Below are 14473 nucleotides of genomic sequence, written 5' to 3'. Positions count from 1 at the left end.
CAGAAGAACTTTTTCACCGGATACAAAAAAGGCCACTCTTTCGAGTGGCCTTTTTTGATGTTTGGTTGCGGGAGCCGGATTTGAACCGACGACCTTCGGGTTATGAGCCCGACGAGCTACCAGACTGCTCCATCCCGCGTCTGTGGGCGGCATTCTACAGTCCAGCGACGAGGTGTCAACCGTTAATGAGTCGATGGCTCAAATTAACGGTGATTTATTCAAAATCAAGGCCTTGCCACTTTCATTGTAGGAACGAGCTTGCTCGCGAAAGGCGTCAACGATAACGCAGCGCTTCAGATAGCCAGCGGTGTGTTGAAGTTTTTCGCGAGCAAGCTCGCTCCTACAGGAGGGGAGGTAAAACAGGCGCGCACAAAAAAGGCCACTCTTTCGAGTAGCCTTTTTTGATGTTTGGTTGCGGGAGCCGGATTTGAACCGACGACCTTCGGGTTATGAGCCCGACGAGCTACCAGACTGCTCCATCCCGCGTCTGTGTGTCGGCATTCTACAGAGGATCGCGAGTGTGTCAACCCGAAAATAGAAGAAAAGCGCTTGTGGTTCAATCGCTTAGCTCTCCAAGGCGAGCGTGGTAGGGGCGCGGAGCCAGTCGGGCCGAGGCTTTCAGCTCTATTGGAGGGCTGAATTCGATTGAGAAAACAAATTCATCTGCGATATTTCGTACCGCTCAGGCAGAAGATTCAAACTACTGGTGCTATATACAGGGGTGAATGCGATACTGGCCATCCGTTGGTCCACACCCCGTTTATATGACGCAGCGCAAAATCATCCACGTCGACTGTGATTGCTTCTACGCCGCCATCGAGATGCGCGACGACCCGAGCCTGGCGCAAAAACCCTTGGCTGTCGGCGGTTCGGCAGATCGGCGGGGGGTGATCGCTACGTGCAATTACGAAGCGCGGGCGTATGGGGTGCGCTCGGCGATGTCATCCCGTCACGCGTTGAAGTTGTGCCCGGACCTGACGATCGTCAAGCCGCGCATGGATGCCTATAAAGAAGCATCGAAGGAAATCCAGACGATCTTTCGCGACTACACCGACTTGATCGAGCCGTTGTCGCTGGATGAAGCCTACCTCGACGTCTCCGACAGCCCGCACTTTGGCGGCAGTGCCACGCGCATCGCCCAGGACATTCGCCGGCGTGTCTCCAATCAATTGCACATCACCGTGTCTGCGGGCGTGGCGCCCAACAAGTTTCTGGCCAAGATCGCCAGCGACTGGAAAAAGCCCAACGGCCTGTTTGTGATTACCCCGGATCAGGTCGAAGATTTCGTCTCCCAGTTGCGGGTGAGTAAGTTGCATGGGGTCGGCAAGGTCACTGCCGACAAGCTGGCGCGCCTGGGCATTGAAGATTGCCTGCAATTGCGGGAGTGGAACAAGCTGGCGCTGGTGCGCGAATTCGGCAGTTTTGGTGAGCGCCTCTGGAGCCTCGCCCGTGGGATCGATGACCGCGTGGTGCAGAACGACAGCCGGCGGCAATCGATCAGCGTGGAAAATACCTACGATGTGGACTTGCCGGATCTTTCAAGCTGCCTGGCAAAACTGCCCGAACTCATGGACACCCTGGCCGGGCGCATGGCGCGTATCGACAGCAGCTACCGGGCGGGCAAGCCGTTCGTGAAGGTCAAGTTTCATGACTTTACCCAGACCACTTTGGAGCAGGCCGGGGCAGGGCGGGACCTGGAGAGTTATCAACAGCTGATGACCCAGGCGTTCAACCGTGGTGGGAAGCCGGTGCGGTTGTTGGGGATTGGCGTGCGCTTGCTGGATTTGAGCAGCGGTAACGAACAGCTCGAGTTTTCCTGGTAAAAAACCGGGTGCCTCCTGTAGGAGCGAGCTTGCTCGCGAAAAACGTCAACGATAACGCGTGTTTCCTGGAAGAACGCGGTGCCTGTGAGTTTTTCGCGAGCAAGCTCGCTCCTACAAAGAAACCTGGGATCAGCGTGCGTCAGGGTCTGCGACTAACCGCCCGGCATCCTTGGCCAGCGCCTGCAAAAACTCCTGCTGCAACTCTGGGTCATTGCGCGTGAGTTCGATCAGGCTTTGTTCGAGTTCGCTGGCTTCTTCTTCCAGGCCCAGCTCCGAGAGGCGCTTGACCCGGTGTACCCACTGGTTGACTTCGTCGTCTTCCAAATCGTCGTAGATCAGGCCATGGGCTTCCAGCAATTTTCCGCGCAGGGTGCTGCTGATCGCCAGGGTCGAATCCGTGTGCACGTCGTCCTGGCCGTCTTCCACGCTGATCTTCAAGGTGGTGATGCGGTTCAGGTCCTGTTCGGCAAACGGACTGTCCAACAGGTTCAGGCGCAGGACGCCGTCGCGGTCGGTGGTCAGTTCATGGGTCTGTTTGCCGGCGGTGACCTGTACCGGGCGTTCGCTCCAGGGCAGGCTCGAATACTCCAGGCGCTTGTCACGCTGGACTTCATCGATGCCCGCGAGGTTCTGCTGGGCACGGCCGTGGGATTGCACGTTCATGAACGGGTTAATGCCGTCCACGCCGTAGCTCAGCCAATCGCGGGTCATGCTGGCGGGCAGGTTGCCGAGGGCGAAGATGTTCACCACATTGGCCCCCGCGCCAGCCACCAGCGCCACGGCACCCAGGGGCATCTCGTAGAGTTTGCGCCAGGGCTGATAAGGCGTGTAGCGGTCGTAACGCCGAGTGACTTCGAATTCGGTGACTTCAAAGGTCTTTTGCTCGTGAATCCGAACCCGACGTTGCGGCAGCTCCAGCACTTTGGGCTCACCTACATCGATCTGCAGGCTGTGGTCGAGCAACTTGCGCTCAACCCGCTCCTCGTGCTCACTGCGTTGCGACATCTGGTTGGCGCAGCCGCTGACCAGCAGGGCGCCGCACAAGGCGGCGCCCCCCAGGGCTCTGGTGTTTCGCTTGAACATGACTTCTCTTGATCTGGTTTTCAGCGACGAATACGCGCCTGAAGGAAAGACAGCACGTCAGCCACCGGCAACGGTTGGGCCTCGGCTTCGGTCCGGCTCTTGTATTCCAGATTGCCATCGGCCAGGCCGCGGTCACTGACCACGATCCGGTGGGGGATGCCAATCAGTTCCATGTCGGCGAACTTGATGCCCGGGCTGGTTTTCTTGTCCCGGTCATCGAGCAGCACTTCAAAACCGGCGGCCGTCAGTTCGGCATACAGTTTGTCGGTGGCTTCGCGTACTTGCTCGGTTTCATAGCGCAACGGCACCAGCGCAACCTGGAACGGCGCCAGGGCGTCGCTCCAGATGATGCCTTTCTCGTCGTTGTTCTGCTCGATGGCAGCGGCGACCACACGGGACACACCAATGCCGTAGCAGCCCATGTCCAGGGTGATCGGCTTGCCGTTCTCGCCCAGCACTTCGCACTTCATCGCCTTGCTGTACTTGTTGCCCAGCTGGAAGATGTGCCCGACTTCGATGCCGCGCTTGATCTCCAGGGTACCCTTGCCATCCGGGCTTGGGTCGCCGGCCACGACGTTGCGCAGGTCGGCCACGGTCGGAACCGGCAGGTCACGCTCCCAGTTCACGCCGAAGTAGTGCTTGTCGTCGATGTTCGCACCGATACCGAAGTCGCTCATCAGCTCGACCGAACGGTCGATGATGATCGGCAGCGGCAGGTTCAGCGGGCCGAGGGAGCCGGCGCCGGCGCCAATGGCGTCGCGCAGTTCGGCATCGGTGGCCATGACCAGCGGGCTGGCCACGCCAGGTTGCTGGGCCGCCTTGATTTCGTTGAGCTCGTGGTCGCCACGGATCACCAGGGCGATCAGCTTGCCTTCTTCTTCGGCGCGCACGATCAGGGTCTTGATGGTCTTTTCAATCGGCAGATTGAATTTTTCCACCAGGGCCGCGATGGTCTTGGTATCCGGGGTGTCGACCAGGCGCAGTTCTTCGGCTGGCGCTGGGCGCGAGGTTTCCCGTGGGATGGCTTCGGCTTTCTCGATGTTCGCCGCGTAGTCGGAACCGTTGCTGAACGCGATGTCGTCTTCGCCGGATTCGGCCAGCACGTGGAATTCGTGGGAGCCGGCACCGCCGATGGAACCGTTGTCCGCTTCAACCGGGCGGAATTTCAGGCCCAGGCGCGTGAAGATGTTGCAGTAGGCCTGGTGCATGCGGTCGTAGGTCGCCTGCAGGGACGCCTGGTCGGCATGGAACGAATAGGCGTCCTTCATGATGAATTCACGGCCGCGCATCAAGCCGAAGCGTGGGCGGATTTCATCACGGAATTTGGTCTGGATCTGATACAGATTCAGAGGCAGCTGTTTATAGCTGCTCAACTCGTTGCGCATCAGGTCGGTGATGACTTCTTCATGGGTCGGGCCGGCGCAGAAATCGCGGCCATGACGGTCCTTGAAGCGCAGCAGCTCGGGGCCGTACTCTTCCCAGCGTCCGGATTCCTGCCACAGTTCAGCCGGTTGGGTGCTCGGCATCAACACTTCCAGAGAGCCAGCAGCGTTCATTTCCTCACGAACGATGGCTTCGACCTTGCGCATCACCTTCAAGCCCATGGGCAGCCAGGTGTACAGGCCGGAGGCCAGTTTGCGGATCATGCCGGCGCGCAGCATCAGCTGATGGCTGATCACAACCGCATCGGAAGGCGTTTCTTTCTGTGTGGCGAGCAAATATTGACTGGTACGCATGGTAGGCCGTTGTCGGTTGCTTGGACTTGAAATGACTTGGGATTGTACGGGCGCTTGCTGCTGGAGTACAGGCGTGACATTGCGGGGGATCTGACTGACTGTAGGAGATCCAAATGTGGGAGGGGGCTTGCCCCCGATAGCGGTGGGTCAGTGATACATAAGCGCCTGACACCCTGCTATCGGGAGCAAGTCGAATCGTCGCACCGCCCCTCCCACATTGACCGAGTCGTATCAGTCTTCTTGCGGGGGATTCAACTGGGCGCGCCGATTCTCCTGGAACCAGTGCAGGGCAATCAGGAACAACGTCGGCACCCCCAGCAGGCAGGTGATCATAAAGAAACTGTGATAGCCGAACTTCTCCACCATCACCCCTGAGTACCCGCCGATCAGGCGCGGCAGCAACAGCATGATCGAGCTGAGCAGCGCGTATTGGGTGGCGGAGAACTTGAGGTTGGTCAGGCTCGACAGGTAGGCGACAAACGCAGAGGTGGCCAGGCCGGAGCTGAAGTTATCCAGGGAAATGGTGACGATCAGCATCTGCAGGTCGGGGCCCATGTCGGCGAGCATCACGAACAACAGATTGGTGCCAGCCGAGGCCACGCCACCGATGAACAGGATCGGCAGAATCCCGAACCGCACGATCAACAGGCCGCCCATGCCGGCGCCGAGCAGGGTCATGATCAGGCCGAAGATCTTGCTGACCCCGGCAATCTGGTCCTTGGTAAAACCCTGGTCGATATAGAACACGTTAGCCATCACGCCCATGACGGTATCGGACATGCGATAGGTGGCGATCAACCCGAGCAGCAGCAACGCCTGCCAGCGGTAGCGCAGGATAAAGTCGTTAACCGGCGTCAGTACCGGCGCCAGGCCACGGCGGCCCATGGCCGAGAGGCACAGGGCGGTGAGCAGGATATAAAGGATGGCCCGCAGGAAAGCACGGTCTTCCATCAGCAGTTCCCACAGGCTCACGCCCTGGAACAGCACGCTGGCGAAATCCGTGTTGTACAGCTGGGTAAACATGGCAGGCACCGACACCAGCAGCACAATCAGCACGAACACTGACGCCAACTGATGCACGAAGCTATAGCGCCCGGCCTGCAACTGGGTGCGCAGCGGCACGTTGGGTTCGCGCATCAACAGAGTGGTGAGCAGGGCCGGAACCATCAACACGCCGAACAGCACATAGGTGCCGGTCCATGCCGAGTGCTTATAGTTGAAACCGGTGGAGCCGAAGCCTTCGGCAAAGAACAGCGCGCCGGCCGTGGCCAGCAGGGCAGCGATGCGATAACCGGACATATAGCTGGCGGCCAGGGCGGCCTGGCGGCTGTCGTCGGCGATTTCCAGGCGGTAGGCGTCGACGGCGATGTCCTGGGTGGCCGAGGCGAAGGCAACGACGACGGCAATGGCAATCAGCCAGGACAAGTGTTTTTGTGGGTCACAAAAGCCCATGCCGATCAATCCGAGGATCACCAGCGACTGGGAAAGCACCAGCCAGGAACGCCGGCGCCCGAGTTTACCGAGCAATGGCAGGCGCCATTGGTCGAGCAGCGGCGACCAGACCCACTTGAAGGCGTAGGCCAGCCCGATCAGGCTTGCATAACCGATGGTCTCGCGGGCCACACCCGCTTCACGCAGCCATACGGAAAGCGTCGAGAACACCAACATATAAGGCATGCCGGCAGCGAAACCGAGCAACAACAGCACTAACGTCGAGGGGCTGGCATAGGCGGCGAGCGCGGCGCGCCAGGTTTTACGGGGCATGGGCTGGAGTCTGCCTCAGATTTGCGGAAACAAAGCGCGCACTCTAACCGCTGTGCTCTACCGGGCGCCAGCCATGGCGCTGAATATCAACGCGATTGTTCAGGATGCTGACACCTTCGCTGCGTAAACGCGCACGTTGCTCGTCACCTGAGGCGCTGCCCACCGGCAGACTTATCCGACCACCGGCACCCAGCACCCGATGCCAGGGCAGTCGGGTGTCTGCGGGAAGCTGGCTCAGGGTACGCCCGACCCAGCGTGCGGCGCGCCCCAACCCGGCCAGGTGCGCCAACTCGCCGTAGCTTACGACGCAACCTGTCGGCACTTGCGCCAAGGTTAGGTAAAGCGCGGTGCGGCGTATGTCGGCGGGGCTTTGCGGGGTGTCGGCAGGTTCATTCACTGTGGGGCTATCCGTTGAGAACGTCGGTGTTTTTGTAAGAAACGTCTGTAAACTTGGGGGTGAGCATGGAACTCACTATAAATAGTTGAGTCAGTTCAGGCTATCCACGACGATAGCCCCTTCTTTTCGCCAACCCCGAGCCCCGTATCTGCTTATGTTGTCCAGAACCCTGCTGTGCCTCGCTGTCCTCAGTGCTTCCACGCCCCTGCTCGCCGATACCGTCTGGTTGAAGAACGGTGACCGCCTGACCGGCAAGATCAAAGTTTTCGACGGTGGCAAGTTGCTGATCCAAACCAGCTACGGGGGCGCCATCCCGGTGGATTGGAAGCAGGTGAAAACCCTGGAGAGCGACCAGGAGTTGCTGGTCAAGCAGGACGCCTATAGTGGTGAAAAGGCCAAGTCCCTCAAGGCTGCGGAGGATGGCAAAGTCGTGCTGGCCAACGGCGAAGCACCCAAGACCGTGGACCTGGCCAGTATCCAGCAGATCCTCAAGCCCAAGCCTGTGATCGAAGACCTGGTGTGGAAGGGCAACATCGACCTGGCGCTGGACTACAAGCGCGCCGACAAAGACACCAACGACTACGACGTCGACTTCAAGACCTCGGCCCGTCACGGCCAGTGGCGCCATACCGGCAAGGGCGAGTACAACCGCGAATTCCAGGACGACGTCACCACCACCGATAACTGGGCCCTGGAATACGATCTGGACCGCTTCATCACCGAGCACTGGTTCTGGCAGGGCCGCCTGACCTACAAGCGCGATAAGGTCGAAGACCTGGCGCGCCAACGCACCGTCGGTACCGGCCCGGGCTATCAGTTCTGGGACGATGAACTGGGCGCGTTCTCCCTCGGCTCGCTGATCAACCGCACCGATTACGAATACGCCGATGGCGGCAAGGACAACTTCTATTCCCTGGCCATGAAGTGGAACTACAACCGCTACCTGGTAGGCAAGACCGTGGAATTCTTCACCAACGGTGAGCTGGGCAAGCCGATCGACGGTCCGGCCGAGTATGCCCTGGATGCCGAGATGGGCCTGCGCTACAAGGTCACCGAATGGGCCTCGCTCAATCTCAAGGCCGAGCGCGACGTCATCAGCGGCGACTCCGACAGCAGCTTGAGCAAGACCCGCTACACCGCAGGGTTTGGCGTGGCCTGGTAACGCGGCATCGAGCACCCTGGCAACCTGCGCGGATATTGATTACCTTGTGTTGAGATCCATTCCCATATGCCATGGGCGGCGAAACAACCCAGGAGTTATACATTGAGCGCGCACGTTGCCAGGAACGCCCGAGAGCTGTTGCTCAAGGAATACCGTGGGGCCTTGGCCACACAATCCAAAGCCATGCCCGGTTTTCCCTTCGGTTCGGTCGTGCCGTACTGCCTCGACGAGCAGGGCCGGCCGCTGATCCTGATCAGTCGCATCGCCCAGCACACCCACAACCTGCAGAACGACCCCAAGTGTTCGTTGCTGGTGGGTGAGCGCGAAGCCGACGATGTGCAGGCCGTCGGGCGCCTGACCTACCTGGCGCAAGCCGAAAAACTCGACGACGCCGCTGCGATCGAAGCCGCCGCCGAGCGCTATTACCGTTACTTCCCCGAGTCGGCCAACTACCACAAGGCCCACGATTTCGATTTCTGGGTGCTCCAGCCGGTGCGCCACCGGTATATCGGCGGGTTCGGCGCGATCCACTGGGTCGACCGCCTGACCTTGGCCAATCCGTTCGCGGGCAACGCCGAACGCAGCATGATCGAACACATGAACAGCGATCACGCCAAGGCCATCGCCCATTACGTCGACCTTGCCGGTTTACCGACGACCGAGCCTGCGCAACTGGCCGGCATCGACAGCGAAGGCATGCACCTGCGTATCGGCCAGTCCCTGCACTGGCTGCCGTTTGGCGAACCTTGCAACACGCCGACACAAGTACGCGAAGCCTTGGTTTCATTGGCTCACGCCGAATCCTGGCCGAAAAAATCAGACGTTAGTGCTTGAATTCACGAAAAGGCGACGTCATCTAAGGTGAACTAGCAAGGCATTCTTGCGTTGAGGAACCATTTGATGCGCCCTTTTTTGTTGCTTTTTCTATTGTTTCCGGTGCTGGAGCTGTTCGTATTCGTTCAAGTCAGCGGTGCGATCGGATTTTTCCCGGCACTGCTGCTGATCATTCTCGGCTCGATGCTCGGCGTGCTGGTGCTGCGCGTCGCCGGGCTGGCGACGGCACTGCGTGCCCGTGAAAGCCTGAACCGCGGCGAGCTGCCCGCCCAGACCATGCTCGAAGGCCTGATGATGGCCCTGGCCGGTGGCCTGTTGATCCTGCCGGGTTTCATCAGCGACGTGGTGGGCCTGGTCATGCTGCTGCCGGTCACACGCAAATTGCTGGCCGGCAAGATGCGCCAGCGTGCCGAAGAAGCGGCCCTGCGCCAGCGTGCTTTTGCCGACGACCTGCAACCCCGTGGCGGCCCGGCCCCGCGCCAGCCCTTGGGGCGTGAAGGCGATGTGATCGAAGGCGAATTCGAACACCGCGACAACAAATAACTGCTTCACCGGCACGGCACCTTCGGGTGCCGTGTTGCATTTCATCCTTGGGCAAACACAAAAAATTTACTGCGCTGGCCCTTGTAATAAGCCTGGGCGCCCTTATGTAACGGTCACCGCAAGGTTTCTGGTGGTGACACTAGACAGACTTCCGCAGTTCGCCCAGCGAGCCGCGACCGGCACCGCCGGAATTTAACCCGCCGGAATTGATACCGGCCGATGAAAAACACATTAGGAGAGATCGACAATGAGTAACCTTCGTCCTCTGCACGACCGCGTCGTCATCCGTCGCAGCGAAGAAGAAAAGAAAACCGCTGGCGGTATCGTCCTGCCAGGTTCGGCTGCTGAAAAAGCCAACCATGGCGTGATTCTCGCTGTCGGCCCAGGCAAATCCCTGGACAACGGTGATGTACGTGCGCTGGCCGTTAAAGTCGGTGACAAGGTTGTTTTCGGCCCTTACTCCGGCAGCAACACTGTGAAAATCGACGGCGAAGACTTGCTGGTAATGGCTGAGAACGAGATTCTCGCCGTACTGGAAGGCTGATTTCCCCGCTCATTTTCCCGTTTACTCCAAAGTATTTAAGGAATATCGATCATGGCTGCTAAAGAAGTTAAATTCGGCGACTCCGCTCGCAAGAAAATGCTCACCGGTGTCAACGTCCTGGCTGACGCAGTAAAAGCGACCCTGGGCCCGAAAGGCCGTAACGTGATCATCGAGAAGAGCTTCGGCGCTCCGACCATCACCAAGGACGGCGTTTCCGTCGCCAAAGAAATCGAACTGGAAGACCGTTTCGAAAACATGGGCGCGCAGCTGGTCAAAGACGTTGCCTCCCGTGCCAACGATGACGCCGGTGACGGCACCACCACCGCGACCGTACTGGCTCAGGCCATCGTCAACGAAGGCTACAAGGCCGTCGCTGCCGGAATGAACCCGATGGATCTCAAGCGCGGTATCGACAAGGCGACCATCGCCATCGTTGCCGAGCTGAAAAACCTGTCCAAGCCATGCGCTGACACCAAGGCAATCGCTCAGGTAGGCACCATCTCCGCCAACTCCGACAGCTCCATCGGCGACATCATTGCCGAAGCCATGGAAAAAGTCGGCAAAGAAGGCGTGATCACCGTTGAAGAAGGCTCGGGCCTGGAAAACGAACTGTCGGTTGTAGAAGGCATGCAGTTCGACCGTGGCTACCTGTCCCCGTACTTCGTCAACAAGCCAGACACCATGGTTGCCGAGCTGGACAGCCCGCTGATCCTGCTGGTCGACAAAAAGATCTCCAACATCCGCGAAATGCTGCCAGTGCTGGAAGCCGTTGCCAAAGCCGGCCGCCCATTGCTGATCGTTTCCGAAGACGTTGAAGGCGAAGCCCTGGCGACTCTGGTTGTGAACAACATGCGTGGCATTGTCAAGGTTGCAGCCGTCAAGGCTCCAGGCTTCGGCGACCGTCGCAAGGCCATGCTGCAGGACATCGCCGTATTGACCGGCGGTACCGTTATCTCCGAAGAGATCGGCCTGAGCCTGGAAAGCGCCACCCTGGAAAACCTGGGTAGCGCCAAGCGTGTGACCATCTCCAAGGAAAACACCATCATCGTTGACGGTGCTGGCGTTGAAGGTGACATCGAGTCGCGTATCGCTCAGATCCGCGCTCAAGTAGCCGAGACTTCCTCGGACTACGACCGTGAAAAACTGCAAGAGCGTCTGGCCAAGCTGTCCGGCGGCGTTGCGGTGATCAAGGTTGGCGCCGGTTCCGAAGTCGAAATGAAAGAGAAGAAGGCCCGCGTTGAAGACGCCCTGCACGCAACCCGTGCAGCCGTTGAAGAAGGCGTGGTACCTGGCGGTGGCGTTGCGCTGATCCGTGCTCTGGAAGCCCTGACCAACCTGACCGGCGACAACGCTGACCAGAACGTTGGTATCGCTGTACTGCGTCGTGCCGTTGAAGCACCGCTGCGCCAGATCGCTGCCAACTCCGGCGACGAGCCAAGCGTTGTGGTCAACGAAGTCAAGAACGGCAAAGGTAACTACGGTTACAACGCTGCGACTGGCGTCTACGGCGACATGATCGAAATGGGCATCCTGGACCCAACCAAGGTGACTCGTTCCGCGCTGCAAGCGGCAGCCTCCATCGGCGGTCTGATCCTGACCACCGAAGCTGCAATCGCCGACAAGCCTAAGGCTGAAGGCGCTGGCGGCGGTATGCCAGACATGGGCGGCATGGGTGGTATGGGCGGCATGATGTAAGCCAGCCTTACCCGGCTAGTTAAAAAACCCCGTCTGCAGCGATGCAGGCGGGGTTTTTTTATGGGTGTTGCGCAAGCCGTCAACGGGACGTGGCGGGCTTCGATGGCCGGTACAACAGTAGGCAATACATGCCCAGGCAGATCAGCCAGCAGAAAATCGCCGTCCACACGTTGTGGGAAAAAAAGTGCGCCCCTTGCAACATGCGACTGACGGAAAAGACGCTGCCCAAGCCCACCGCGAAGATAAACGCGTTGCGCGCCATGCGTGGCCGACGATCGCGCAGGGCGAAGAACCAGGCGAACAAGGCAAAGCCGGTTGCCGCATGCCCGCCGGGCCAGCAGCGACCGGGTTTATCGGTCGGCGGGCGAGGGCTGAGCAGTTCGCTGTAGGTTTCCTGGCCACCGAATTCCTTGAGGCTCCAGGGGCACTGCACAGCGGTGATGGTTTTCAACGGCGCCACAAAGGCCGTCGCCATTGCCAGGGAAAGTACCAGGCAGACCAGTTCACGGCGGTAGGGCTTGAGTCGCTGCAGGATGAAACTGCCGACCAGCCCGAGAATCGCCAGTACCGAAAACAGGATCACCAGCTGCTTGGCTCGATCATGCAGGATGTCTTCGAGGAAGAAGCTATAGCGGCCGATGAAGCCGCCCTGCTCGGCGTCGTAGAAGCGTTTGGCCAGGTCCATGTCCAGCGAGGTCAGCTGCAGAAGCAGCAAGACCAATGCGGCGCCGACGGGGAGGCCCAGACACAGCCAAAAATTAAGCGGTTTAGAAACGGGTAGGGAGGCGGGGGGCTTCATGACGGACCTTGGTAAAAAACGTCCCGTACTCACCCGCACGGGACGTTTTGATTAGCGTGTGCTCAGGGCTGGGGCCTCTTCCTTGGGGGCTCTCCAACTCAGCAGTTGTTGCTTGTAGTCGTAGCTGGCGGCTTGGTAATAGGTGATCGCCCGCTGGATCAACGGGTCGTCGCTGCCGACGCGCAGTTCCTGGCTGTCCCCCAGCGCCTGGTCATGACGACGCAGGCCTTTGCGCGGGCTGAGAATCGCCAGGTTCGTGCCGTCAAACAGGCCAAGGTGCTGGTAGTTGCCGACCACCACGCGCGGTGGCAGCGGGTTGTCTTGCAACAGGTTGCGGCCAAAGAACGTTGATTCGTAGCTCAGGTTGATCAAGCCCAGCAGCGTCGGCGCCAGGTCGATCTGGCTGGCCAGTTGCGCGGTTTCCCGGGCGTCGATCAGCTTCGGTGCATAGATGAACAGGGGGATCTGGTAGTTGGTGATGGGCAAGTCTTCCTTGCCTGCACTGCCGGCGGTGTGGTCGGCGACGAACACGAAGATCGTGTTATCGAACCAGGGCTTCTGACGCGCGGCGTCGAGGAACTGGCCGATGGCGTAGTCGGTGTATTTCACCGCGCCGTCACGGCCCTTGCCGGATTTGATATCGATACGCCCGTCCGGGTAGGTGTAGGGACGGTGGTTGGAGGTGGTCATCAACTGCAGCAAAAACGGCTGCTGCTTGGCGTAGTCGGCATCGGCCAGATTCAGGGTTTGTTTGTACAGGTCCTCGTCGGCCATGCCCCAGGCGTTTTTAAACGAGATTTGCGCTTCGGGCACACTGCTCTGGTCGACGACGCGATAGCCATTGCCGCTGAAAAACGCATTCATGTTGTCGAAATAACCGCGCCCGCCGTAGACGAACACGCTGTCGTAGCCAATGGCGGAAAGCTGCTGCCCAAGGCTGGCGAAACCGCTTTCGCGGCCGATGCGCTTGACGATAGAGCGCCCAGGCGTAGGAGGAACCGCCAGGGTGATGGCTTCCAGGCCACGGTCGGTGCGCGTACCGGTAGCATAGAAGTTATTGAAGTACAGGCTCTGTTGGCGCAGCGCATCGAGGTAGGGCGTGAGGTGGCGCTCGTCGCCGTTGCTGCCCATGTATTTGGCGCTGAAACTTTCGATGGTGACCAGCACGATATTGGGCTTGCGCAGCGTGCCAGGGTTGGTGATGGTGCGGCGGATATCCAGTGGGTCCTGGCCGATGAAACGGGCGTTGGGTTCACTGAGTTCGGCGCGCAATTGCTTGGCGACTACGTCGGTTGGCAGGCTTTTATAGAACTGCGTGTAGTCCAGTTCGTTGTTACGGAACGCGGCAAAGAACTGATAGGGGCCATTGCTGGCCAGTTCGTTGTTGTAGGCGTTGCCACCTTGGGTGCGCGGGCTGTCCTGGCTGATCAATTGCAGGCTGAGGCCGGCGACCACCAGCAAGGCCACGGCATTCACCAACCGGCCACGCAGCGCCGGCAGGGGCGCGGCCATCGCGGCGTTGAAGGGCTTGCGCAGGGCCACGCTGAGGATCAGCGCGAGCATCGCCAGCAGGCTGAGCAGCTTGCCGATCGGGTAGGACTCCAGCAGGTTGTTCAACACCTCGTCGGAGTACACCAGGTAATCAACGGCGATAAAGTTGAAGCGCACGCCGAATTCATCCCAGAACAGCCATTCGGCCACCGAGGTAAACAGCATCGCGAACAGGCTCGCCGTGAGCAGCGCTTGCAAAAACCAGCGATGACCGCGGCGGCGCCACAACGCTGGCGGGCACAGCAACAGGTACAGCCCCAGCGGCAATGCCGCGTAGGCCAGGAAGCCGAGGTCGTAGAGCAAGCCCACGCCGAACACCGGCAGCAGGTTACCGCCGACTTCATCCAGGTGAGTGATGAGCAGCACGCTGCGGGTGAGCAGGAAAACAACCAGCCAGGCGCCGGTTATCAACAGCAAATAGCGCACAGGCGCGGTTTTGGGGAGCCCCATGTCAAATTTCCTTTTATCAATGGCGGCGATCTTCACGCTGACACTGTAGTCAGTTTGTGAAGCTATAGTGAAAAACTCGTTTGGCTGCCCAA

12 protein-coding genes and 2 tRNA genes are annotated in these 14473 nt (G+C 59.6%); 6 read left to right on the top strand and 8 right to left on the bottom strand.

Annotated features, from left to right (window positions below; all coding sequences use genetic code 11):
• Positions 1 to 62: 62 nt before the first annotated feature.
• Together C4J88_RS21625 and C4J88_RS21620 are read right to left on the bottom strand one after the other, a co-directional pair.
• Positions 63 to 139 (bottom strand) — tRNA-Met (locus C4J88_RS21625).
• Positions 140 to 409: 270 nt separating this feature from the next.
• Positions 410 to 486, bottom strand: a tRNA-Met gene (locus C4J88_RS21620).
• 278 nt (positions 487 to 764) lie between these two features.
• Between C4J88_RS21620 and dinB the strand changes: the two genes are divergently transcribed.
• Positions 765 to 1823 (top strand): DNA polymerase IV, encoded by a 1059-nt coding sequence (dinB, locus tag C4J88_RS21615; RefSeq protein WP_124371739.1) that lies wholly within the window; start codon positions 765 to 767, stop codon positions 1821 to 1823.
• Positions 1824 to 1952: 129 nt separating this feature from the next.
• Here the strand turns inward: dinB and C4J88_RS21605 are convergent, their stop codons facing one another.
• The 4 genes from C4J88_RS21605 to C4J88_RS21590 form a co-directional block, all read right to left on the bottom strand.
• The gene (locus tag C4J88_RS21605; protein WP_124408069.1) at positions 1953 to 2906 is read right to left on the bottom strand and encodes a hypothetical protein; all 954 of its coding nucleotides are present in this window, start codon (positions 2904 to 2906) and stop codon (positions 1953 to 1955) included.
• Between the two features lie 20 nt (positions 2907 to 2926).
• A complete protein-coding gene (locus C4J88_RS21600) occupies positions 2927 to 4642 on the bottom strand; it encodes a proline--tRNA ligase (RefSeq protein WP_124364246.1) in 1716 nt (571 codons plus the stop codon).
• Between the two features lie 231 nt (positions 4643 to 4873).
• Positions 4874 to 6406: an AmpG family muropeptide MFS transporter gene (locus C4J88_RS21595; protein ID WP_124368222.1), complete on the bottom strand. Its 1533-nt coding sequence runs from the start codon at positions 6404 to 6406 to the stop codon at positions 4874 to 4876.
• Between the two features lie 43 nt (positions 6407 to 6449).
• On the bottom strand, positions 6450 to 6803 hold the full coding sequence (locus C4J88_RS21590) for an MGMT family protein (RefSeq protein ID WP_124405180.1): 354 nt from the start codon (positions 6801 to 6803) through the stop codon (positions 6450 to 6452).
• A 154-nt stretch (positions 6804 to 6957) separates the two neighbouring features.
• Here C4J88_RS21590 and C4J88_RS21585 point away from each other — a divergent pair, with 154 nt between their 5' ends.
• The 5 genes from C4J88_RS21585 (at position 6958) to groL (ending at position 11581) form a co-directional block, all read left to right on the top strand.
• Entirely contained in the window at positions 6958 to 7965 is a 1008-nt protein-coding gene (locus C4J88_RS21585) for a DUF481 domain-containing protein (protein WP_124408068.1), read from the top strand.
• Between the two features lie 102 nt (positions 7966 to 8067).
• Complete coding sequence (locus tag C4J88_RS21580) at positions 8068 to 8799, top strand: HugZ family protein (RefSeq protein WP_124408067.1); 732 nt, start codon at positions 8068 to 8070, stop codon at positions 8797 to 8799.
• Positions 8800 to 8865: 66 nt separating this feature from the next.
• Positions 8866 to 9342, top strand: coding sequence for an FxsA family protein (locus C4J88_RS21575; protein ID WP_124364241.1), 477 nt, complete (start codon positions 8866 to 8868; stop codon positions 9340 to 9342).
• A 247-nt stretch (positions 9343 to 9589) separates the two neighbouring features.
• Positions 9590 to 9886 (top strand): co-chaperone GroES, encoded by a 297-nt coding sequence (locus tag C4J88_RS21570; RefSeq protein WP_124408066.1) that lies wholly within the window; start codon positions 9590 to 9592, stop codon positions 9884 to 9886.
• Positions 9887 to 9937: 51 nt separating this feature from the next.
• A complete protein-coding gene (gene groL, locus C4J88_RS21565) occupies positions 9938 to 11581 on the top strand; it encodes a chaperonin GroEL (RefSeq protein WP_057723897.1) in 1644 nt (547 codons plus the stop codon).
• Positions 11582 to 11660: 79 nt separating this feature from the next.
• Here groL and C4J88_RS21560 read toward each other — a convergent pair whose 3' ends face one another.
• Complete coding sequence (locus C4J88_RS21560) at positions 11661 to 12380, bottom strand: phosphatase PAP2 family protein (protein WP_124408065.1); 720 nt, start codon at positions 12378 to 12380, stop codon at positions 11661 to 11663.
• Positions 12381 to 12431: 51 nt separating this feature from the next.
• A complete protein-coding gene (locus C4J88_RS21555; RefSeq protein ID WP_124368217.1) occupies positions 12432 to 14381 on the bottom strand; it encodes an LTA synthase family protein in 1950 nt (649 codons plus the stop codon).
• Between the last annotated feature and the right edge of the window lie 92 nt (positions 14382 to 14473).

The sequence above is a fragment of the Pseudomonas sp. R4-39-08 genome (genome assembly GCF_003852275.1).
GTDB lineage: Bacteria > Pseudomonadota > Gammaproteobacteria > Pseudomonadales > Pseudomonadaceae > Aquipseudomonas.
Note: the sequence above shows the minus strand (reverse complement) of the source record. Positions and strands in the feature narration are given on the sequence as shown.